Annotated in this window: 21 protein-coding genes and 1 pseudogene; 10 read left to right on the plus strand and 12 right to left on the minus strand. The window is 62.4% G+C overall.

Going from position 1 to position 21,535, the window contains the following annotated elements; translation table 11 throughout:
* The first annotated feature begins 173 nt into the window (after positions 1-173).
* Positions 174-1,307, plus strand: coding sequence for a Ppx/GppA phosphatase family protein (locus HF955_RS14385; RefSeq protein WP_291076007.1), 1,134 nt, complete (start codon positions 174-176; stop codon positions 1,305-1,307).
* Complete coding sequence (locus HF955_RS14390) at positions 1,297-2,007, plus strand: RlmE family RNA methyltransferase (protein ID WP_291076009.1); 711 nt, start codon at positions 1,297-1,299, stop codon at positions 2,005-2,007. Before HF955_RS14385 ends, HF955_RS14390 begins: the two co-directional genes overlap by 11 nt.
* Here the strand turns inward: HF955_RS14390 and HF955_RS14395 are convergent.
* The gene (locus tag HF955_RS14395; RefSeq protein ID WP_291076011.1) at positions 2,004-2,306 is read right to left on the minus strand and encodes a dodecin family protein; all 303 of its coding nucleotides are present in this window, start codon (positions 2,304-2,306) and stop codon (positions 2,004-2,006) included. The genes HF955_RS14390 and HF955_RS14395 overlap by 4 nt on opposite strands.
* Before the next feature lie 227 nt (positions 2,307-2,533).
* On the opposite strand from HF955_RS14395, the gene HF955_RS14400 reads away from it, so the two are divergent.
* The gene (locus HF955_RS14400; protein ID WP_291076013.1) at positions 2,534-2,950 is read left to right on the plus strand and encodes a hypothetical protein; all 417 of its coding nucleotides are present in this window, start codon (positions 2,534-2,536) and stop codon (positions 2,948-2,950) included.
* A gap of 6 nt (positions 2,951-2,956) precedes the next feature.
* On the opposite strand, the gene HF955_RS14405 is transcribed toward HF955_RS14400, so the two are convergent.
* Positions 2,957-4,129, minus strand: a complete 1,173-nt coding sequence (locus HF955_RS14405) for an indoleamine 2,3-dioxygenase (protein WP_291076015.1) — start codon at positions 4,127-4,129, stop codon at positions 2,957-2,959.
* 166 nt (positions 4,130-4,295) lie between these two features.
* Here HF955_RS14405 and guaB point away from each other — a divergent pair, with 166 nt between their 5' ends.
* Positions 4,296-5,750, plus strand: coding sequence for an IMP dehydrogenase (guaB, locus tag HF955_RS14410; RefSeq protein ID WP_291076017.1), 1,455 nt, complete (start codon positions 4,296-4,298; stop codon positions 5,748-5,750).
* 48 nt (positions 5,751-5,798) lie between these two features.
* Here guaB and HF955_RS14415 read toward each other — a convergent pair whose 3' ends face one another.
* Positions 5,799-6,416 carry an N-acetyltransferase gene (locus tag HF955_RS14415; RefSeq protein WP_291076019.1) on the minus strand — a complete coding sequence of 206 codons (618 nt, stop codon included), beginning with the start codon at positions 6,414-6,416 and terminating at the stop codon, positions 5,799-5,801.
* A gap of 94 nt (positions 6,417-6,510) precedes the next feature.
* Between HF955_RS14415 and HF955_RS14420 the strand changes: the two genes are divergently transcribed.
* Together HF955_RS14420 and HF955_RS14425 are read left to right on the plus strand one after the other, a co-directional pair.
* The gene (locus tag HF955_RS14420) at positions 6,511-7,410 is read left to right on the plus strand and encodes an FAD-dependent oxidoreductase (protein ID WP_291076020.1); all 900 of its coding nucleotides are present in this window, start codon (positions 6,511-6,513) and stop codon (positions 7,408-7,410) included.
* Positions 7,411-7,482: 72 nt separating this feature from the next.
* The gene (locus HF955_RS14425) at positions 7,483-8,790 is read left to right on the plus strand and encodes an RsmB/NOP family class I SAM-dependent RNA methyltransferase (RefSeq protein ID WP_291076021.1); all 1,308 of its coding nucleotides are present in this window, start codon (positions 7,483-7,485) and stop codon (positions 8,788-8,790) included.
* A gap of 2 nt (positions 8,791-8,792) precedes the next feature.
* Here the strand turns inward: HF955_RS14425 and HF955_RS14430 are convergent, their stop codons facing one another.
* Positions 8,793-9,839, minus strand: coding sequence for an aspartyl/asparaginyl beta-hydroxylase domain-containing protein (locus HF955_RS14430; protein WP_291076023.1), 1,047 nt, complete (start codon positions 9,837-9,839; stop codon positions 8,793-8,795).
* Between the two features lie 98 nt (positions 9,840-9,937).
* Between HF955_RS14430 and guaA the strand changes: the two genes are divergently transcribed.
* From guaA to HF955_RS14450, 4 genes are all read left to right on the plus strand, one after another.
* On the plus strand, positions 9,938-11,500 hold the full coding sequence (gene guaA / locus HF955_RS14435) for a glutamine-hydrolyzing GMP synthase (RefSeq protein WP_291076025.1): 1,563 nt from the start codon (positions 9,938-9,940) through the stop codon (positions 11,498-11,500).
* Positions 11,501-11,795: 295 nt separating this feature from the next.
* Complete coding sequence (locus tag HF955_RS14440) at positions 11,796-13,070, plus strand: integrase arm-type DNA-binding domain-containing protein (protein ID WP_291076027.1); 1,275 nt, start codon at positions 11,796-11,798, stop codon at positions 13,068-13,070.
* A gap of 74 nt (positions 13,071-13,144) precedes the next feature.
* Positions 13,145-13,498, plus strand: coding sequence for a helix-turn-helix domain-containing protein (locus HF955_RS14445; RefSeq protein WP_291076029.1), 354 nt, complete (start codon positions 13,145-13,147; stop codon positions 13,496-13,498).
* Complete coding sequence (locus HF955_RS14450; RefSeq protein WP_291076030.1) at positions 13,491-14,789, plus strand: type II toxin-antitoxin system HipA family toxin; 1,299 nt, start codon at positions 13,491-13,493, stop codon at positions 14,787-14,789. The genes HF955_RS14445 and HF955_RS14450 overlap by 8 nt, the downstream gene beginning before the upstream one ends.
* A 3-nt stretch (positions 14,790-14,792) precedes the next feature.
* On the opposite strand, the gene HF955_RS14455 is transcribed toward HF955_RS14450, so the two are convergent.
* The 8 genes and pseudogenes from HF955_RS14455 to HF955_RS14490 form a co-directional block, all read right to left on the minus strand.
* Positions 14,793-15,173, minus strand: a complete 381-nt coding sequence (locus tag HF955_RS14455; RefSeq protein WP_291076031.1) for an AlpA family transcriptional regulator — start codon at positions 15,171-15,173, stop codon at positions 14,793-14,795.
* 16 nt (positions 15,174-15,189) lie between these two features.
* Positions 15,190-15,501, minus strand: a complete 312-nt coding sequence (locus tag HF955_RS14460; protein WP_291076032.1) for a DUF736 domain-containing protein — start codon at positions 15,499-15,501, stop codon at positions 15,190-15,192.
* 2 nt (positions 15,502-15,503) lie between these two features.
* Positions 15,504-15,740 (minus strand): DUF2274 domain-containing protein, encoded by a 237-nt coding sequence (locus tag HF955_RS14465; protein WP_034768653.1) that lies wholly within the window; start codon positions 15,738-15,740, stop codon positions 15,504-15,506.
* Positions 15,740-16,996 carry a TrbI/VirB10 family protein gene (locus HF955_RS14470; protein ID WP_291076033.1) on the minus strand — a complete coding sequence of 419 codons (1,257 nt, stop codon included), beginning with the start codon at positions 16,994-16,996 and terminating at the stop codon, positions 15,740-15,742. Before HF955_RS14470 ends, HF955_RS14465 begins: the two co-directional genes overlap by 1 nt.
* Positions 16,993-18,000 carry a P-type conjugative transfer protein TrbG gene (gene trbG / locus HF955_RS14475; RefSeq protein WP_291076034.1) on the minus strand — a complete coding sequence of 336 codons (1,008 nt, stop codon included), beginning with the start codon at positions 17,998-18,000 and terminating at the stop codon, positions 16,993-16,995. The genes HF955_RS14470 and trbG overlap by 4 nt, the downstream gene beginning before the upstream one ends.
* On the minus strand, positions 17,997-18,695 hold the full coding sequence (trbF, locus tag HF955_RS14480; RefSeq protein ID WP_291076035.1) for a conjugal transfer protein TrbF: 699 nt from the start codon (positions 18,693-18,695) through the stop codon (positions 17,997-17,999). Before trbF ends, trbG begins: the two co-directional genes overlap by 4 nt.
* Before the next feature lie 5 nt (positions 18,696-18,700).
* Positions 18,701-19,990: pseudogene (trbL, locus tag HF955_RS14485) on the minus strand (P-type conjugative transfer protein TrbL); the annotation flags it as partial.
* 69 nt (positions 19,991-20,059) lie between these two features.
* Positions 20,060-21,408, minus strand: a protein-coding gene (locus HF955_RS14490; protein ID WP_095380815.1) for an IS3 family transposase whose coding sequence is annotated in 2 segments (ribosomal slippage) — positions 20,060-21,075 and positions 21,075-21,408 — 1,350 coding nt in all. Because the reading frame shifts where the segments join, the coding sequence is not laid out codon by codon here.
* Positions 21,409-21,535 lie beyond the last annotated feature (127 nt).

Genomic DNA, 21,535 nt, shown 5'->3' on the forward strand with positions numbered 1-21,535 from the left:
TCATTGTAGCGCGCGGACCGGTCCAGTGGCCTGTCCAGCAATAGCGGCGCCTCGGACGCCTTGCGGCGACCGAGCCCGACACTGCCAAGCAGCCTTCCCAAGAGTGATGCGCGTCTGGCCATTTCGCACTCCTGTGGTACACCATGCATCAACTGAGAAATTTGGGCCACACTATGGCTGATAAAAAAACGGCGGCCCGGCGCGGAAAACGCGGCCGGCCGCGCCCGGCCAAGCCTGCGGACCTGTATGCGGCCGTGGATTTGGGCACAAATAATTGCCGCCTTCTGGTGGCCACGCCGCACGGGAAGACGTTCCGTGTGGTTGATTCGCATTCCCAGATTGCCCGGCTGGGCGAGGGGCTGCACGAGACCGGACGGCTGTCCGATGCCTCCATCGAACGGGCCCTGGACGCGCTGAAGGCGATTCGCCGGAAGCTGAAATCGCATGGGGTCGGCAAGGTGCGGTGCATTGCGACGGAAGCCTGCCGAAAGGCAGAGAATGGCGCCGAGTTCATCCAGCGCGTGCATGAAGAGACCGGACTGACCTTCAAGATCATTGGCGCCAAGGAAGAGGCGCGGTTGGCCAGCATCGGCTGTCATGATCTGATCGGCGATGATGCGCCGTCTGTGCTGGTCGTGGATATTGGTGGCGGGTCTACCGAATTGTCCTGGCTGAATGCCGAACTGGCGCGCGCCAATGGCCTGCATGGACTGATCCAGCGCGCGCCGATCCAGAACTGGACCAGCCTGCCGCTGGGCGTGGTGACGCTGACCGAGGCCTATGCGCACCTGCCGGACGCCGATGCCTATCAGGCAATGCTCGATCATTGCGGTGACGTGATCGAGACCTGGCAGGGCACGGCCGCAATCCGGTCCGCCATGAAACTGAGAGGGGCGCACCTGATCGGCACGTCCGGCACGGTGACCTGCCTGGCGGGAGTGCACCTGAAACTGGACCGCTATCGGCGCGACCGGGTGGACGGAACCTGGATGAACCGGACGGCTGGCGAGAAGGTGCTGGACATGTTGCGGGCTGCGGGGCCGGAAGGCCGGGCTGCCCTGCCGACCATTGGCGAGGAACGCGCCGGCCTGATGCTGGCCGGCTGCGCGATCCTGGATGCGCTGTGGCGGGCCTATCCGGCCGGACGGTTGCGTGTGGGCGACCGGGGGCTGCGTGAAGGCCTCCTGTTGAGCATGATGTATGGCAAGAAACCGTCCCGCCGGAACCGCCGGGGCGGGGGCGGCAAGCGCCGCAATCGCGACGGCAGGGACACACCATCGGCATCGGAGGCCGGGCATGACGGATGACAACAAGCGCCGCTGGAAAGGCCCCGGCAAGGACAACAAGAACACGTCCGGCCGTCAAATGGGCGAACGCAAGGTGATCGCCCATCGGGCCAAGAATGAAAGCTCGAAACGCTGGATCGAGCGCCAGTTGCAGGACCCCTATGTGCGCAAGGCACGCGATGAGGGCTACCGTGCGCGAGCGGCCTACAAGCTGCTGGAAATAGACGAGAAGATGGACCTGCTGCGCAAGGGGCAGCGCGTGGTGGATCTGGGCTGCGCGCCGGGCGGCTGGATGCAGGTGGCCCTGAAGAAAGGCGCGCTGGAAGTGGCCGGGATCGACCTGCTGCCGGTGGAGCCGATGGAAGGGGCGCACATCGTTCAGGGAGACGTGACCCATCCGGAAGATGTCGAGGCCTTGCTGGAGGGGCTGAGCGGTCCGGTGGACCTCGTCCTGTCCGACATGGCGGCCAATACGACCGGCCACAAGCAGACAGACCATCTTCGGACCGTGGCCCTGGTGGAAATGGCCGTGGCCTTCGCGATCGAGCACCTGGCGCCCGGGGGCAGTTTCTGTTCGAAAGTGTTCCAGGGCGGCGCGACCAGGGAGGTGCTGGAAACGCTGAAGGCTCATTTCAAGACGGTGAAACACATCAAGCCGCCATCGAGCCGTGCGGGCAGCCCGGAAATCTTTGTTGTGGCGAAGGGATTCAGGGGCCGCTAGAAGCGGCGGTCCACCGTGTTCGGAGCGCGCCGGTTGCGGCGGCGGTCAATAACCGAATTCAGGTAGTGATCATGCGAGCGTCCGGGATTGGCGCTGTCCGGTTCAAACCCCAGTTCGACCGTGACCTGATAATGCGTAACCCGACCATCCTTGATGAAGCCGCGCGCATTTCCGATCTCGAACCAGTCCGGTTCACCATAGGTTTCGCGCGCGAGGACCAGCGCACGGTCAATCGCGTCATCCACGGAGACGGGGGACGTTCCGACAATCTGTTGAAGGGGCGGACGGGAGGATCCCATGAAAGTGCGCCTGTTTGCCTCTGACTGCGTGATCTGTTGCAAGTATTATGCAAGAGGGCGGATATCGTTCCAAAATAACCGGGGCTTGCATCGATTAACCTTGCACGGCACGGTCTTCATGGGCGACAGAAGGGGTGTGTGATGGGGCGCCACACTGGTATTGAAACCGTGACGGGAAGTATGTCCGCGCTAGCGCCAATGCCCTAAAATAAAAGGAGTTTTGCCTGATGATTCGCGTGTTTACCCTGTTCGCTGCCAGCCTGGTGCTGGCTGGATGCGCCTATTTGCAGGATGTCTATGCCGACGGGCGCGGATTCGAATCCGGGGCGGACCCGTATGAGAAGATCCAGTTTGCCGGAGAGACAGCATCTGCCAGTGAGCGGGCGGCCTGCGAGGCGGCGGGGGGCATTGTGGCACGCGATGGGATGCTGGGCTGGGAACAATGTATACAAACGTTTGCAGACGCCGGTCAGGCGTGCACGGACAATTCCGATTGCCTTGGGCAGTGCCGCCTGAATTCGTTTGACGGCATCGAGGACCGGCAGGCGAACGTGACCGGCACATGCCAGGTCACGGACAGCCCGTTTGGATGTTACGCAACCGTCGAGAACGGCCGGCCGACGCCGACCCTGTGCGTCGACTGAGACCGGTCAGACCGGCAGAAGGTGCGCTTCGGCCTCGTCGCGATGCTTTTTCAAATATTTCATGAAGGGCGTGCCGCCAGTGCCGACATCGGGATCGTTGCCCGCGCCGCCTTTTGACTGCTTGTTGATGTAGCTGGCCGCGTATTCGAGGTGACGCGTGCGAAAGCGGGCGAGCTTGCGGACATTGTCATTGTAGAGCGTGGTGAGGGCCGTGTGGCCCGCCGTCCCGACATAGTCGCGCAGGGTGCTGCGGGCACGCAGATCCTCGATGAACCGGCGATGCTGCGGCGGGCGATAGGCGTGCAGCTCGTCGAGGAAGGTGCGCAGAGGGTCGGCCGCGTGACCGACGCTGAGCAGGGCGTCCATGGCGGGGACGATGGAAGATTGCGAGCCGGTCTGGCCTCGGAAGGCCTGCGGCTTGCCGCCGGTTTCAGTGACGCCTTCATAGATCAGGCCGTCGCCGAGGGCCGGATTGTCCTTCCAGCCATGAATCCAGGGGCGCACCCGGTGGAAATAGACATAGGGGTCACACTGGTCGGGCATGCGGTCAAAAATGGCGTTGATGTCATCCCAGGCACCGGACATGGCCGCGAGGCTGGTCTCGATGGCGGACGCGTCCGGGTCTGCCTGTGAGAGATGCGAGACGAGGCGGGTGGCTTCTTCCAGCAATTCGCCAGCCCGGGCCTCGATGGCGACATGGACGAGGATGAACCAGGCTTCGTCGAGGCCGCCATCGAAATGCTGGATCGTGTAGATGTTCGACAGGTCGATCGGGCCGTCCGGATCGAACCGGCCCCAATTCTCCAGCGTGTAGCTGGAATAGGGCAGCAGCGGCGGCTGTCCGATGGCCTGGCCAATCTGCCAGATCGGCACGGCGAGGCAGGCCGGCAGGGCCCGGGGCGGTTCCGCCTCGCCCCAGACATAGGACTGGACCATGAAACTGTAGTGCAGCATGGCGATGCGCTGTTCGGCCTCGCTGGCCGTGGCGAGGAAATCCGTCAGGTCGAGCGTGGGCAGCGCCTCCAGATGGGCGCGGACGCGACCGGTTGGCAGGATGCGCGGCAGGGCCAGCGCGGTTTCGCGGATTGGCTGCAGGGCCTGTGGCAGGGTGATGCCGGCCGGGTCGAAGGATGACAGGAAACCGCGCTCGCGGCTGAGACCATAATCTGACAATTGCATCGCACGCTTCCTCCCAGAGCAATTGATTACAAATGAAACTAACGACACTTCGCGGCTCATGACCATAGGGAAGTTGCGGGAATTGCAGCCTTGCGCAGGGATTTTCAGGGAGGGACTTCACAAAGCCCCGCGACTCCCTTATGGGGCCAAAAAGGGAGCTCCCCACATGAAAATCCGACAAGCCATTACCTTCGACGACGTGCTGCTCCAGCCCGGGGCCAGCGAGGTCATGCCCGCTGACGTCGATGTCTCCACCTTCCTGACCAAGGCCATTCCGCTGAACATCCCGCTGATCTCTGCGGCGATGGACACGGTGACCGAGGCGCGCCTGGCGATTGCCATGGCGCAGGCCGGCGGCATTGGCGTGATCCACCGCAACCTCTCCATCGAGCAGCAGGCCGGTGAAGTGGCCATGGTGAAGAAGTATGAGAGCGGCGTGGTGATGAACCCGGTGACGATCTCGCCCTCGGCGAGCCTGGGCGATCTCAACGAGTTGAAGCAGCGCACCGGTTTCTCCGGCATTCCGGTGGTCGATGGCGCAGGCAAGGTGGTGGGCATCATCACCAATCGTGACACGCGCTTTGCCGAAGATGTGTCGGAATCTGTCGCCAATCTGATGACGAAGGAAGTCGTCACGGTGAAGATGGATACATCGAATGAAGAGGCCCGGCGCCTGCTGCACAAGCACCGGATCGAGCGGCTGGTCATCGTGGATGATGACAATCGCTGTGTCGGCCTGCTGACCGTGAAGGACATGGACAAGGCGGCCGTGAACCCGAACGCCGCCAAGGATGCGGCCGGGCGCCTGCGTGTGGCGGCGGCGTCGACCGTCGGCGATGCGGGCTTTGAGCGCACGGAAGCGCTGATCGATGCGGGCGTGGACTGTGTGATCATCGACACCGCGCACGGACACTCCATCTCCGTGGCGCAGGCCGTTGAGCGGGCGAAGAAGATTTCCAATTCGGTCCAGATCATTGCCGGTAATGTGGCGACGGCGGAAGCAACCAAGGCGCTGATCGATGCGGGCGCGGACGCGGTGAAGGTCGGCATCGGGCCGGGTTCCATCTGCACGACGCGGATCGTCGCCGGGGTGGGCGTGCCCCAGTTGACCGCCATCGAGGCGTGCGCGAATGCGGCGCAGGCGAGCGGCGTGCCGGTGATTGCCGATGGCGGGATCAAATTCTCGGGCGATTTTGCCAAGGCGCTGGCCGCCGGAGCCTCGACCGCGATGATGGGCTCCATGTTTGCCGGCACGGAAGAGGCGCCGGGCGAGGTGTTCCTGTATCAGGGCCGTTCGTACAAGGCCTATCGCGGCATGGGCAGCCTGGGTGCAATGGCGCGCGGCTCGGCCGACCGCTATTTCCAGAAGGACGCCGCACAGGAGAAGCTGGTGCCGGAAGGCATTGAGGGCCAGGTGCCGTTCAAGGGCCCGCTCGGCCCGATCATCCACCAGATGGTCGGTGGCCTGCGCGCGGCCATGGGGTATGTCGGTGCCAAGACGATCACCGAGCTGCACGAGAAGGCCGAGTTCGTCCAGATCACCGGCGCGGGCCTTCAGGAAAGCCACGTGCACGACGTGCAGATGACGCGGGAAAGCCCGAATTATTCGCTGACGCGGTAGATCGGGAAGGCGGGTTACGCCTTTGGCTAACCCGCCCTACGGGGAATTTTATGTGGGCGAAGCCTGAACGGGCTCGCGCCACATCGCTTCCATGGGCGGCGAGCCTTCGCCCAATTCAAACACCTCCATCCGTTCGAAACCGTGGCTCATATAGAAGCCGGAATTGGCCGGGTTGGTGTTTTCCAGATAGCAGGGCAGGCCTTCGCGGTCGGCGGCGTCCAGCATGGGGCGCAGGATCGCCTTGCCGAGCCCGGTGCCGCGCGCAGCCTTCCGTGTGCCGATGGTGAAGAGGTAGAGGTGCGGGTCGGAGGGGTGGTGCCGTGCCATGATCTCGCCTGCGCCCATCGCGCGCTTCATGGCGCCTTTGGAGCCCTTGCTCATCAGCGACCAGGCGAGCCGCAGGGTCTGGACCGGCGACAGGCCCTGGCGGGCATCCGACAGGCTCCACATCGTGGCCGCCTCATCCCCGATCATGTGGCAGATGCCATGCGGCAGGTAGACGTCCCGGGCGAGCTGTCTGAAGGTCGCCTGCATGGCCGCGTCGGTGCCGAAGATCCAGCGATTGATCGGATCTTCCGAAAAGGCCTCGGCCGTGATGTTGCCGAGCTGGCGCCAGTCCAGCGGATTGGCGGGCTTGATCCCCGCAGGCAGGTCCAGTTGCAACATATGTATTCTCCCACACGGGCATTACGGCATTTTTGACGGGACTTGGCCAGACCGCGCCCTAGGTCAGCCCTGTGACAGACAGGGAGTGTGCAGGATGGAGCGGATTGCGATCATCGGGGCGGGCCTGGCCGGGCTGACGGCAGCGCAGGGCCTGCGGGCCGCCGGCCGGGCGACGGTCGTGTTCGAGAAGAGCCGGGGGCTGGGCGGGCGGCTGGCCACGCGGCGAACCGAGTTCGGGCCGATTGACCATGGCGCGCCGGGCGTGCCGGAAAGCGTGCCCGTGGCGGGCGAGGTCTGGTCGCGGGCCGAACCGGGCATGCGGCAGACCGGCCTGCCTGGCATGAGCGCGCTGGCGCGGCACGTGTCCGGCGGTCTGGAGGTTCAGACGCAGATCGAGGTGCAGCCGCTGGTCCGGACCGAATCCGGCTGGGCGCTGCGGGACCAGACCGGCACAAGTCTCGGTGTGTTCGACCGGGTGATCGTCACGGCGCCGCCGGTGCAGGCCGCCGCGCTGACGGCCGCAGATGACGCACTGGCGAAAGAGATCGCGGCGGCGGAGATGTCACCGCTCTGGACGTTGCTGCTGGCCTTTGCCGATCCGACCGGGCTGGAGCAGGAGGTCAAGCCGCTGCAGGGGGCGCTGGCGACTGCCATCCCGATGCTGGCCAAGCCGGGCCAGACCGGTTTCGAGCGCTGGACGGTGCATGCCAGCGAGGCCTGGAGCGCGGCCAATCTGGAGCTGGAGAAGGAGGATGCCGCGCAGGCGCTGTTCGACGCGTTCCGCGAGCAGGCGGATGTGCCGGCGGGGCCGGACTATCTCGCGGCCCATCGCTGGCGATATGCGCGGGTGCGCACGCCGCTGGGCAAGCCCTTTGTCGCGACTGCCGACGCGAGCCTGATCGCCGGGGGAGACTGGGCGCTGGGCGCCCTTGCCAGCCACGCCGTGGAAAGCGGGCGGGCGATGGCCGCACATGTGGTGGAGGCAGCGGGTTAAGCCTTTGCCGGTTTCCCTGACCGGATTTGCGCGGTAACAGGGCGGTTTGCAGAGACCCGAGAGGCTATTTCCATGCGCAATGGCGGACGCATCGCAGCGGCAATCGACGTGCTGAATGACGTGCTGACCCGGCACCAGCCGGTGAAATCGGCTGCGCGGGACTGGGGCAAGCGCGCGCGCTATGCCGGATCGAAGGACCGGGCCTGGGTTAGCGGACTGGTGCTGGACGCGCTGCGCAAGAGGAATTCGATTGCGCATGCGATGGGCGATGACAGCCCGCGCGCGCTGATCCTTGGCGCGCTGGCGCATGCCTGGGGCTGGAACATCCGCCAGATCGATGATGCAATGGATGAAGACCATGCGCCCAGCAAGCTGACGCTGGATGAACGCGAACGGCTGGTAATGGCGCCGGACCCGGTGGCCCCGCCGCATGTGCAGGGCGATTATCCGGAATGGATGGCGCCGATGATGGCACGCGTGTTCGGCGAGGAGGCCGCCGTCGAAGCGCAGGCCATGGCCGTGCGAGCGGATGTCGACCTGCGCGTGAACACGCTGAAAGTGGACGCCGAAAAAGCCGCACAGCCGCTGCGCAGCGCGAAGGCGGAAGCCTCTCCGCTTCTGGTCAATGCCTTCAACATTCCGGCGCGCGACCCGAGCGAGCGCGAAGCGTCCCTGGAAAGCATTCCGGCCTATTCCAAGGGCTGGGTCGAGGTGCAGGATGCCGGCAGCCAGATCGCGGCCGCGGCAGCCAACGCCCAGCCGGGCGAACAGGTGCTGGACTATTGCGCGGGCGGCGGCGGCAAGACGCTGGCCATGGCGGCGCAGATGCAGGGCAAGGGGCAGATCTTCGCCTATGACATTGACGGGCGGCGCCTTTCGGCGCTGATCCCGCGCCTGAAGCGGTCCGGCGCGCACAATGTGCAGTTGGTGCATCCGAGCGAGCCGACGCAGCTGGAAGACCTGACGGGGCAGATGGATTGCGTGTTCGTTGATGCGCCCTGCACCGGCACCGGCACCTGGCGCCGCCGCCCGGATGCCAAGTGGCGGCTGAAAGAGAAGCAGCTGGAAAAGCGCATGGGCGAACAGGACGAAATCCTTGCGGCGGCCAGCCAGTTCGTGAAGCCGGGTGGCCGGCTGGTCTATGCGACCTGTTCCTTCCTGATCGAGGAAGACGAGGACCGCGTGGCAAACTTCCTGTCCGGACATCCGGACTTCACCGAGGAAGACGCCGCAGAGGCGGCAATCGCGTCCGGCCTGCTGACCGAAGACGGCGCGGCAATGGTCCGCAAGTTCCGTGCACCCACAGGCAGCGTACGCCTGACCCCGCGCCGGGCCGGTACGGACGGCTTCTTCTTCGCAGTGTTGAGCAAGGCGGGCTGAGCCTAGCTTTCGCTGAAAGTGTCGATGGCGCCGAGCAGGGTGGCGACTTCGTTTCGTTCCTGTTCGGTCAGTTCTGGCCGCCATATGTCGAACAGGAGCACAATGCGCGTCTGGTCGGCTTCGTTCTTTGCCTCATGTTCGATCGTGTCATCGAAGATGACGATTTTCCCTTCCTGCCAGTGATGCGTTTCGCTGCCGACGCGCAGCCAGGCCGGGCCGGGCACGATCAGCGGCAGATGGCAGATCAGGCGCGTGTTCACCATGCCATTGTGCGGGGGGATATGCGCGCCGGGCTTCAGAACAGAGAACAGGACGGACGGGCATTTGCCCTCTGCAAAGTCCAGCGGGACCCGTTCCAGCGCCGCGGTGGTGACGGGACAGCGGGCGCAGTTGGCCTCGACCTTCGCGCCATCCTTCCAGAGATAGAAGGCGCTCCAGTCGGTATTGTCGAGCAAATGATGGTCCTGTCCTCCCAGATGGCCGCTGGTGCGTTCGATATAGGGCCGGAAGCTTGCCTGGTCCTCGGAGAGGACGGCGCGGAGTTCGCTCTGGATGTCCGGGGTCCTGGCTTCCAGTTCCGGCACCCAGTCAAAGGCGGCCGGATCGTAGAACTGGATCTGGGGTAGGCCGGGGAAATAGTATCGGCGGGGTTCCTGAAGATAGACGGGCTGACGGCCGAGCAGGATGTCGAGGGACTGGTCAAAGCGGGCAGTGCGTTGCTGCGGCGGGATCAGGCCGTCCAGGCGCGCGGCATAGTCCGAGGCATAGTCCGCAAGCCGGGCCTGAGCGCGCTGCAGACCGGCCTGAACCGGCGCGGGCAAATTCGGCGCCTGCGCCGCAAGGGACAGGGCCGCGCGATAGGCGTCCGACGCAGAAGGCGTATCGCCGCCGGAATGGCTGACATCGCCGAGCAGGAGCAGGCTGCCCAGATCGGTCGGCGTGTCGGCCAGCACGGTGCGCAGGGCCGCAGCCGCGCCGGACCAGTCGCCGGAGCGGGCCCTGGCCAGGGCGGTCTGTCTGAGTTCGGTGAGTGAAAGCGCATCAGTCATGGCCGGAAGGTCGGACGTTTTGGGCCAGACCGTCAATAGGCGCGCCGGAACAGCCCTTCAGATGTGGACGAATCTGTCTGTCTCGGCTATCGGGCGCCATGACTGAGCAGAGACATGAACGCGCCCTCATTGTCGATTTCGGCAGCCAGGTGACGCAGCTGATTGCACGGCGCCTGCGCGAGAGCGGCGTCTATTGCGAAATTCACCCGTTCAACAAGGTCGACAAGGCGTTCCTGGAAGCCTATGGCCCGCAGGCGGTGATCCTGTCCGGTGGCCCGTCCAGCGTGACCTGGGAGGACAGCCCGCGCGCCGATGACGCGATTTTCGAGCTTGGCGTGCCGGTCCTTGGCATCTGCTACGGCCAGCAGGTGATGATGCAGCAATTGGGCGGCCGGGTGGAAAGCGGTACCAGCCGCGAGTTTGGCCGCGCCTTCATCGAGAAGGTCGTCGATGATCCGATCCTGTCAGACCTGTTCCATGCCGGCGACAGCGAGCAGGTCTGGATGAGCCATGGCGACCATGTCGCCGACATGGCGCCGGGCTTTGGCGTGATCGCGAAGTCGCCGGGCGCGCCCTATGCGATCATCTCCGATCCGGAACGCAAATTCTATGGCACGCAATTCCACCCGGAAGTCGTGCATACGGTGCATGGCCGCGAATTGCTGCGCAATTTCACGCATGGTGTGGCCGGCCTGAAGGGTGACTGGACCATGGCGGCCTATCGCGCCGAGGCCATCGAGAAGATCCGCGACCAGGTCGGCAAGGGCCGGGTGATCTGCGGCCTGTCAGGCGGTGTGGATTCCTCGGTTGCGGCCGTGCTGATTCATGAGGCCATCGGGGACCAGCTGACCTGTGTCTATGTCGATCACGGCCTGATGCGTCAGGGCGAGAGCGAGCAGGTCGTCAATCTGTTCCGCGAGCATTACAACATTCCGCTGGTGCATGTGGACGCATCCGACCTGTTCCTTGGCAAGCTGGATGGCGTGTCCGACCCCGAACGCAAGCGCAAGATCATTGGCGGCCTGTTCATCGACGTGTTCGAGGAAGAAGCGAAGAAGATCGGCGGAGCAGATTTCCTGGCGCAGGGCACTCTGTATCCGGACGTGATCGAGAGCGTGTCGGCGCTGGGCGGACCGAGCGTCACGATCAAGAGCCACCACAATGTTGGCGGCCTGCCGGAACGCATGAACATGAAGCTGGTCGAGCCGCTGCGTGAACTGTTCAAGGACGAGGTGCGCGCGCTGGGCCGGGAATTGGGCCTGCCGGAGAGCTTTATCGGGCGGCATCCATTCCCCGGGCCGGGCCTGGCCATCCGTATCCCGGGCGAGATCACGCGTGAGAAGGCCGACACGCTGCGCAAGGCCGATGCGATCTATATCGATGAGATCCGCAAGGCGGGCCTCTATGACGAGATCTGGCAGGCCTTCAGCGTGCTGCTGCCCGTCAATACGGTCGGCGTGATGGGGGACGAGCGGACTTATGAAGCCGTTCTGGCGTTGCGCGCGGTGACCTCAACCGACGGGATGACGGCGGACTATTACCCCTTCGAGCATGATTTCCTCGGCCGCGTGGCCACGCGCATCATCAATGAAGTCAAGGGCGTCAACCGTGTCGTCTATGACGTCACGAGCAAACCCCCCGGCACGATCGAGTGGGAATGATTTCATTTCTCTCGCGACCTTTCGAAATATTTCAAAAACGCCATTAAGTTCAACGACTTAATGGCGTTTTTCTTTCGACTCCTATCGCCAATTTTTACCGTCAAATGCGAGCCGGTGACGGTAAGGCTGACGGTATGCGTTCCCGGCACTTCCCTCTAAATTCGCATTTACCGTCATGCAGAAATGCGGGGTGACGGTAAAAATAGAGCCGTAGAACACTGAATATACAAAGAAAAAGGGAAATTTACCGTCGCATTTAGGATTGACGGTAAAAATGCCCGGAAAGGATGCCGCCGTGCTGACCGATGTCGCCATTAGAGCGCTGAAACCAAAGGAAAAACTCTACAAAGTGGGAGATCGGGACGGAATGTATGTCACGGTTTCCACTGTCGGAACGGTGACGTTTCGTATGGACTACCGCATCCATGGCAGGCGGGAGACGCTCACAATTGGACGCTACGGACATGGCGGCATCAGCCTCTCCGAGGCCCGCCACAGATGTATGGATGCCAAGCGGTTGATAGATGCTGGTGTTTCTCCGGCGAAGGAAAAGAAGCGTTCGAAAACGCGGCTAATGGAATCCGGCTCGTTTTCCGAAATGGCCAATCGCTGGATCGAAAGTGATGACATGGCCGAGAGCACGCGCGACATGCGCCGGCATATTCTCAACAGAGATATACTGCCAGCGTTTGGCAGCTACCTGCTGAGTGAGGTTACTCCCGAGGATCTTCGCGCGCTTTGCGAGAAGGTAAAAAAACGTGGTGCTCCGTCTACGGCGCTTCATGTCCGGGAATTTGTTCATCTCATCTACAAGTATGCCAAGCTTCATGGCGTGAAGGTCGACAATCCTGCCGATGAAGTCGCGCCTGTCTCGATTGCCAAGGTGCGCCCACGCGACCGCGCGTTGTCTCCACTCGAAATCAGAATCTTCTACAGCGTGCTGGAAGAACTCATCGCGACACCGACGCTCAAACTGGGGCTCAAATTCATCCTGCTTACGATGAAACGTAAAGCGGAAGTCAGCCTCGCGACCTGGGACGAAATCAGTTTTGAGAATGCAGTCTGGTCCATTCCGAAGGAGCGGATGAAAACGGGCCTGCCTCACAATGTCTACCTGTCGCGTCAGGCGCTCGATATCCTCGTGGCGTTGAAGACCTGCGCGGGAGGATCACGCTATGTCTTTCCTTCACGCTATGACTGTTACAAGCCGATCTCGAATGCGACGCTCAACCGGCTGACAACGGCCGCCTGGGAAACGGCGCAGGAAGCGGGCTTGCCGCTGGAACGTTTCACGGTCCATGATCTCAGACGCACTGGATCCACCCTGCTTAATGAGCTCGGCTTCAATCGTGACTGGGTCGAGAAATGCCTCGCGCATGAGGACCGGCGAACCTCCCGCGGTGTTTATAACAAGGCTGAGTATGCCGATGGCCGGCGCCACATGATGCAGGAATGGGCCGACACGATTGATGCCTGGTCGGCAGGGCTTCAGCGGCAACCGGTTCTGACGCCTCCGGCTTCTGCGGATCTTGGGTTTGACCTTGAACTGGATCCGAAGTTTGGGAATTAGGCCTCTTGTCCAACCTTCATTAAATCGCAATATATTGCGATTTAAGTACAAAAATTAGCTTTAAGGCGACAAATATGGCGACTTATATGAAAGAGGGTGTGGCTTCGAGCATCGAGATCGAGCGTGAACTTTGCGAGCGCGTCGACCAGATCCGGCTTGCCCGCAACGTGACACAAAAGCAGCTTGCAGAACAGACGGGATTGTCGAAGCGTACCATAGAGCGCTTTGCCAAGGGTGAGGGCACATCCCTTGATACCTTTATCCGTATCCTTCAGGCGCTCAACATTGTGCAAAATCTGTTCGCCATCCTACCAGATCCATCGGTCAGGCCCGTCGAGCGCATTGAGCGTGGCGGCCAAGAACGCCAAAGGGCCCGACCAGACCTGAGCCCTGATGATGAGGGCGAATGGGAGTGGGGCGATGACTGATGCGCGGGTGATCCTGTGGGGCCGCGACATTGGGGCTGTCAGCTGGCTGGCAGACCGGGAAATCGGGGTCTTTCAATACCGGCCCGAATTTGTTCGGTCGGGCATTGAGCTCGCCCCCATGACGATGCCCCTCAGCGCATATCCATATGAATTCCCCGCGCTTGCCCGCAACACGTTCAAGGGACTGCCGGGTCTCCTTGCCGACAGCCTGCCAGACAAGTTTGGTAATGCGCTCATCGATGGATGGCTGGCGGCCCAGGGGCGCACGGCTGACAGCTTTAACCCTGTCGAGCGGCTTTGCTATGTCGGGCGCCGTGGCATGGGCGCGCTTGAGTTTGAGCCGGCCATTATCGGCAATCCGACAAGTGCCAGAAAAGTTGAAGTCGCCGCCTTGGTCGATCTCGCCAACCGTATCCTTGACGAGCGCGCAAGCCTCGGCGGTGTCTTCTCGGGTGAGGATGACCGCGAAACGATCGAAGACATTCTCCGCGTCGGAACCTCCGCCGGCGGCGCGCGCGCGAAAGCCATTCTGGCCTGGAGCCCAAGAACCGGCGAATTTCGCTCAGGTCAGCTCGAAAGTGGTGAAGGCTTCGAGCCCTGGCTGATCAAGTTCGATGGTGTGTCCAACAATCGAGACCACGAACTTGCCGACCCCATGGGGTTTGGGCTGATCGAGTTTGCCTATTCGAAGCTGGCAGGCCTTGCCGGGATAGCTATGGCAGAGTGCCGTGTGCATGCCGAAGGCGGGCGTCATCATTTCATGACCCGCCGCTTCGACCGCGATGGCAAGGGACGCAAACTCCATATGCAATCGCTTTGCGCTATGGCGCACTATGATTTCAATCTGCCGGGGGCCTATGCCTATGAGCAGGCGGTCCAGGCAATCCGCCGCCTCGGCATGGGTCAGGATGTGGTCGAAGAGCAAGTCCGCCGCGCCATGTTCAATATCGTCGCGCGCAATCAGGATGATCACGTCAAGAACATCGCCTTCTTGATGGACCGGTCTGGCAGCTGGAGCCTCTCGCCCGCCTTTGACCTCTCTTATGCCTGGAATCCGAGCGGGGACTGGACCAGTCGTCACCAGATGAGCCTCAATGGCAAGCGGGACGGATTTTCACGTGATGACCTTATCGCGTTCGGTGAAACGAGCGGACTGAAGCGCGCCAAGGCTAATGCCATTCTCGATCAGGTCATTTCCGCGATGAAGGTCTGGCCTGACGTTGCGTCTGAAGTTGGCGTGCCAGACCAACGGATCGATCAGATCGGCAAAGCCCACCGGCTTCAATTCTAAGGATCAGTGTCGGACGGGCCGACTGGTGCGCTGCCGGACATCGGGTACCGGCGTATTTTCCGGCCGTTCATCCTCACTCGCCCGGCGCCGCTCCTCAATCCAATCCAGAACGTCTTTTAGCGGCCATACCACGCATTTTGGGGTCAAGTAGAACCGCTTTGGAAACTCTCCGCGCCGTTCAAGCTCGTATATCGTCGTGTCCGACAAGGGCACCAGTTTGCGCAATTCGGGCCGCCGGACGGTCCTGTTGTTCGCGATAAGCTGGCGAAGCGTGTCGTCATGGAATGTTTGCGCGTCTGAACCAGACTTGGATCCAAAGGCGTAGATGTCCTCTGCGAGGTCCTTGAGAGAGTCCAAACCGCCTGTCCGCAATCCATAGCCCACGATGACACGCCTCCTGCTAGTTCAGCTTCTGCCGGTTCCAGACCAGCACGCCGCTGCCATCCTCTTCCTTCTCGAAGAAAGCGGCCCGCAGCGGCTTCTCGAACCCCGGATCATCGAGCTTGACGGCCAGGTATGGCGTCTCGCCATCCTTGCTCTCCTCGCGCCAGGCGGCACCGAGTTCTGCGCCGCCGGCAAAGATCCGAAAATCCGGGCCACCTTCGGCTTTCTCGGTCACGGGGACCATCTGGGCTTTCACATTGATTGTCATGGTCCGGATCGTCCCGGTCCATTTGCCATCCTTCTGGCTGAAGGTGCCGATTGTTGCCATTGCTATTCTCCTTTGCTGGCTCTGGCGTGAAGGGCTTTTCGGGCCCGCTTGAACCCGGCATCCGAGCTGAGGAACATGTCCAGCATGGCAGGCACCAGGGTTTCAGGTTTCTCTTCCGCGCCATAGGTTTCGGCATAGATCGCCGCATAGTCGGCAAGTGCGGAAGCAAGATCAGGATCGACCGACACGGTAAGTTTCACCGGTGTCCGGTCTGGGAGTTGTCCGATGCGGAGACTCATCACCGGCCTCCCTCAGAATAGGGCCGCAGCACAAGATCGCGTGTCACGATCACCCGCACAGGCCAGCCCGGGCGGATACGGATTGTCGGCTGAATGCCGAGATTGCGGTCGACGACGCGCTGACCGGCTTCAGAGACACTGTCTCCGAATCCCCGCCGGATCGCGCGCTCGACATCATCATCGTCAGAGCCAAGTTCAGATCCGATGCCGAGCAGAGTCGCGAGCCCTGCGGCCGCAAAGACGCGGTCCCAATGATGGTCGGTCCGGTCGGAAACGCCCGCATAGCCCCGCGCATCCGTAGCTGGCTCGGAAATCTGCAGCGAGCTGCCATCCGGCAGGATGACCCGGTCCCAGATCAGGAGCGCGCGCTCCTGGCCGAACGAGACTTCCGACTGGTAGCGCCCGATCAGGCGTGCGCCTTGCGGGATCAGCAGGTGCGCGCCGCTCACCGTGTCATAGACCGGCTGGGTCACCTGCGCGATGACATTGCCCGGCAGATCAGAATTGAGCCCCGTCACAAGTGAGGCCGGAATCAGCGTGCCCGCCATCACCTGATAGGGTGAGACCGGGGTCTCGACATCATGAGGGTTGTAGGTGTCGCCGTCCCGCGTCTCCGCTGCGAACGCGATCTTCTCTGCCTGGAGGTTCTGGTCTGGCGCGCCGGCAAAACCCGGCGTGCCTGCGCCTTGGGCTGCAAGCGCCAGGAGTTCGGAGCCGAGACTGTCCGGACGCCCTCCAGCCGAAGACACTGAGCCCATCAGAGATTGCCGATTGCCGACATCGAAGAAGACGCCCGCTTTGCCGGCCGCATCGGCGAGCTTCGCGTCCGCCAGTCTTTGCGCCCGGATGGCCTCATCTTCCGCCGATGGGCGGAAGTCGTCTGACGGCGCGACATTCCAGTCAGGCTCAAGGCCCCATTCTTCCTCCTCCGCCACGACTGTGCCGCCTAAATCACCCGCCATGGGCGCGCCGAGTCTTGGCGTGCCGGCAGCCGGTTGCCAGCCCAGATAGGAGCCGGGCAGGTCCGCGAGCCCGTCAGGCGCGCGCTTGGCCGCCGTGTTGTAAAGTTCCTGCCGTTCTGCCGGATCGACGGCTTTTGGCGGATCAAGCGCGATGGAGGCAGCGGCAAACAGGCCCAGCACGCCAAGGCAGGCGCCTGCCATCAGCACCTTCCGGTTGATCCGCGTGACGGGCCGTGGCCGCGCGCGCAGCTTCAGCTCGTCGGCCTGTTTGGGGAAAGGGGCCGGCTCGCTCATCCTTCGGCTCCGAACAGGCTGGCAAGGCCCGAGCGCTGGACCCGCTTGCGGATCCGCACGACAGTCTGGTCCTTCTCGCCTATGCGGAGTTCGGCGGCCCGGAAGAGATGGTCGACGATGTAGTAATTGCCGCGCAAGCGGTAATTGACGAGTTCGGCATCGCCGGAGGCCCCAAGGATGAAGAGCGGCGGAGCATCCATGGTGGCAAGCCCGGCCGGCATCTGGATAAAGACCTGCCGGCCATCATCGAAGACGCGCACAGGCCGCCAGGCCGGCTTGTCGCCCTCGATCACATAATCGAAGTCCAGCCGGTCGACCGAAATGCCCGGTGCGATGGACGCATTCTCGCGGATGGACGCGATCTTGTTGTGCGCCACAAGCTCTGCCAGTTCGTCTGCCGGATAGCGCCAGGAGAGGGCCGCCATATAGGTGCCGTCAACGCTTTCCAATTCGAGATGATAGGTTCGCCGATCCGTCGCGATCATGAGATTGGTCGAAAGACCTGCCGCGATCGGCTTGACCAGCACGTGCGCGCGGGCAGAGCCGCCAGACCCGGAAGACGTATCCCCAACAATCCAGCGGACCGTGTCTCCCGCCGAGACCGAGACCAGTGTCTCTCCCGGTTGCAGCGCTATGTCGGAGACCTGGCCCGGCGCGGCATAGAGCCGGTACAGTGCCCCTTCGGTATACGGATATATTTGGATCGCATTCACATAGCCATCGACGGAAGGCTCGATTCGGGCCTCGGTCGTGCCTTTGCGGATTGTCTCGGTCGGCGAGGTGTAGACGCGCGTGACTGTGCGCTTGGTCGCTTCGACCGGTTTCATCTGGCCGGGCAACGGCAGCACGGTCGGCGTCTCGACAATCTCGACAGGCCGCTCTGGTACCTCCTCGACGAGCGCCGCTTCGACAAAGGCCGTATCCTCGAGGACGCGCTCAGGCGGAACGCTTGCGCAGGCGGTCGCCAAAGCGAGGGTGGATACAAGGCTCACGATACGGATCATTGGTTGTCTCCTGTGACAAGGTCTTCGCCCCAATTGAGGCTATGGATGTAGAGGCCGAGGGGATTGGCGCGGAGCGTTTCCGCATCGCGCGGCGGGGAGTTTACAATGGTGAAGAGCCCGGTGAACCGTTTGACGCCGGTGAGCGAGCCATTCTCATAGGTCTTCTCGAGCCAGCGGGCCTGGAAGGATTCGTCCGACACGCGCACGACGCTCACGACATCGACGCTGCGCGATCGCCGGCCGATCTCGGCGAAGGGATCATTGTCGCGCGCATAATCGCTGAGCGTGATCGCGGCCTTGTCGGTCACATAGTCATAGGCGGCGAGCCAGTTTTGCCGGACGATGACCGGATCGATCGACAAGCTGCGGACATCGGAGATGAAGTTTGCGAGGTGATGCGCGATCTGCGCGTCCGTCGGCTCATATCTCGCAAGCGCCGGCCCGACCGCCTTCACGGCGCCTGTATCGTCAACCTCGACCACATAGGGCATGACGGTCGATTGCAGGCTGCGCCAGACAAGTGCCGCAGAGGACGCGGTCAGAAGTCCGAGCAGGCCCAGCGCCATGAGCCGCCAGTTCTTCGCCTGGACGCGGGTCGATCCGATCCGTTCGTCCCAGACCTGGCCGGCTTTCTGGTAGGGCGTTTCGGGATGCGGGCTTAGCCCGTAATGCGTGGAAGTACGCCGGAAGGCCATGTGGGTCAGTCCTCTTCGCTTCGGAGTTTCGGATTGTCGCCCGCCATGCCGCTATCGCCGTCCTTCAGGGCATGGACCGTGATCGCGCCGGCATGCTGCAGGCGTTGGTCTGTGCGAAGGCGCCGCGCCCAGGCCGGGCTGGCGGAGCCAGTAGACGGCCCGTCGCCGGACGCCGCCGCCATCGTACCGCCCGTCGCCGCAAAGGCCGTCTCGCTGCCACGCCGATAGGCATTGCCGACAGAGGCAAACGGCCGTCCTGCCATCCGGCGGAGCGTATCGCCGCCAGCCTGCGCGACGCCGACAACACCCGCCGCCGCGCCGCGCCAGCCGGACTGACCGGATGCCATGTGGCCGAGGTCGTAGGAGGTGCGAGCGCCGCCCGTCATGGAAGCCCCAGCCTTCACCGCGCCGGATACGCCGCCAAGCGCTGCACGTCCGGCCGCAACCGTTCCCGTCGTCGCCAGCACAGCGCCCGCACCAACGGCAGCCGTCGTGCCGACCACAGAGCCCGCGCCAAGCTGCGGCGCGCCAGTGACAAGGCCGGAGGCAATGCCGGGCGCGAACACGCCCATCCAGAGGAAAACGATGGAGGCAAGGACCGTGCCCATGACTTCCGCCAGCGTCACGTCGCCCGGCCCGCCAAAGGCCTCGGTGATGGAGGTAAACAGCGTCGAGCCGATCCCGATGACGATGGCGAGCACCATCAATTTGATGCCGGAGGTGACGACATTGCCGAGCACCCGCTCGGCAAGGAACGACGTCTTGTTCCAGAGCGCGAAAGGCACGAGCACAAAGCCCGCCAGCGTCGTCAGCTTGAACTCCAGGATCGCGACAAAGAGCTGGACCGCCAGAACGAAGAAGGCGACGAGGATAATCGCCCAGGCAATCAGCATGACGGCGATCAGGATGAAATTATGGAAGAAACCGATCGGACCCAGCATGTCGCCGATCTCTTCGAGCAAGGGCTGCGCCGCCTCGAACCCGACCCCTGCAATATAGCCGGGCCGCATGAGATCCTCGGCTGTCAGCGTCGAGGAGCCGGCCTTCACCCCAAGATCGGCAAAGCTTGCAAAGAGGATGTTCGCGAGGATCGAAAAATTACCAAGAATGAAGGCGAAGAAGCCGACATAGAGCACTTTCTTCAGGAGCCCCGAGATCACATCGGCATTCTGCGAGAGGGCCCAGAAGAGCCCCGCCAGAGTGATGTCGATCACGATCAGCGTGCTTGTCAGATAGGCGACATCGCCGGCCAGCAGGCCGAAGCCTGAATCCACATAGGCAATGAAGGTTTCGAGTGTCCGTCGTCAGGTATTTGAGACTTCAGGCTGCCTGACTTAAGGAGGGTCTGGCGCATCTGGGTTGAGTTAAGCAGCGGATTGGGCGTGCTGCAAGCGCCGTAGTTTCATGGTCCTCCTTTTGATTTTCTCACGTTCCAGCAGAATGGTCTGGCCGCGGCCCGTATAGACATCTGCCGGAGTGAGATTGTTCAGGCTCTCGTGATAGCGCTGGTGGTTGTAGTAGCCAACGAACGCGTCGATCTGCGCTTCGAGGTCTCCCGGCAGGAAGTAGTTTTCCAGCAGGATGCGGTTTTTCAGGGTCTGATGCCAGCGCTCGATCTTGCCCTGGGTCTGGGGATGATACGGCGCGCCGCGCGTATGCTTCATTCCCTTGTCGGCAAGATACTCAGCCAGATCGCCAGAGATGTAGGAAGGTCCGTTGTCTGAGAGTAGTCTTGGGCGATGGATCACGTTTACTTCATCGAGTCCGGAAGCCTCAAGCGCCAGGTTCAGCGTATCCTGCACATCGCTCGTCGCCATGCCGGTACAGAGCTTCCAGGCAATGATGTAGCGGGAGAAGTCGTCAAGCACGGTGGAGAGATAGAACCATCCCCAGCCGATCACTTTCAGATAGGTGAAGTCGGTCTGCCAGAGCTGGTTCGGCCCGGTGGTCTTCTCCCTGAACTCATCAGCCGCTTTCATCACGATGAAAGCCGGGCTCGTGATCAGGTTGTGCGCCCTCAAAAGCCTGTAAACACTGGCCTCGGAGACGAAGTAGTGCTTCTCATCGGTGAACGTCACCGCCAATTCCCGGGGAGATAGTTCCGGTTGATCCAGGGCCATTTCCAGTACCTGCTGACGCACCTCGTTCGGGATGCGGTTCCAGACCCGGCCGGAGCCGCTGCGCCGATCCTCAAGCCCGGCTTCACCGAACCGCCGGTAAAGGTCATACCAGCGATAGAAGGTCGGACGTGACACGCCGATCTGTTCCAGTGTCTTCTTCACCGGCTGGTGTGATTGTTCGACCAGCCGGATGATCTCCAGCTTCTCAGAGGCAGGGTATCTCATTCGGTATCCTCCCCATCCCCGATCACGCTTTTTTTCAGAATGCGGTTTTCCAGCGTCAGGTCGGCCACGACTTCCTTCAGATCCCGCATCTCGCGCTTCAAGCCGCTCACCTCACCGGACGTCGCCTGGCGCTCGGTATCGCCGGAGAGCCGCCTCTTTCCCGCTTCGAGGAATTCCTTCGACCAGGTGTAATAAAGGCCCTGGGCGATCCCCTCACGCCGACACAGTTCGGCAATCGAATATTCTCCGCGCAGGCCTTCCAGAACAATGCGGATCTTCTCTTCGGCAGAGAATTTGCGCCGGGTCTTACGGCGTATCTCTTTCACATGTTTTTCGGCCGATCCTTCCGGCCCGGATTTCTGTCTCATCTTCGCTCCCTTGGCGGGCTACGATGTGCCAGAAATCCTCCTTAAGCAATTTGGCCGATCTGTCTCATGGTCGCTGACGGGGAACAGTGCGAGCTTAAATTTAAGCGCCTAGCGCTGCAAACGCCTA

It is taken from the genome of Hyphomonas sp., assembly GCF_017792385.1.
In the GTDB taxonomy this organism is placed as follows: Bacteria; Pseudomonadota; Alphaproteobacteria; order Caulobacterales; family Hyphomonadaceae; genus Hyphomonas.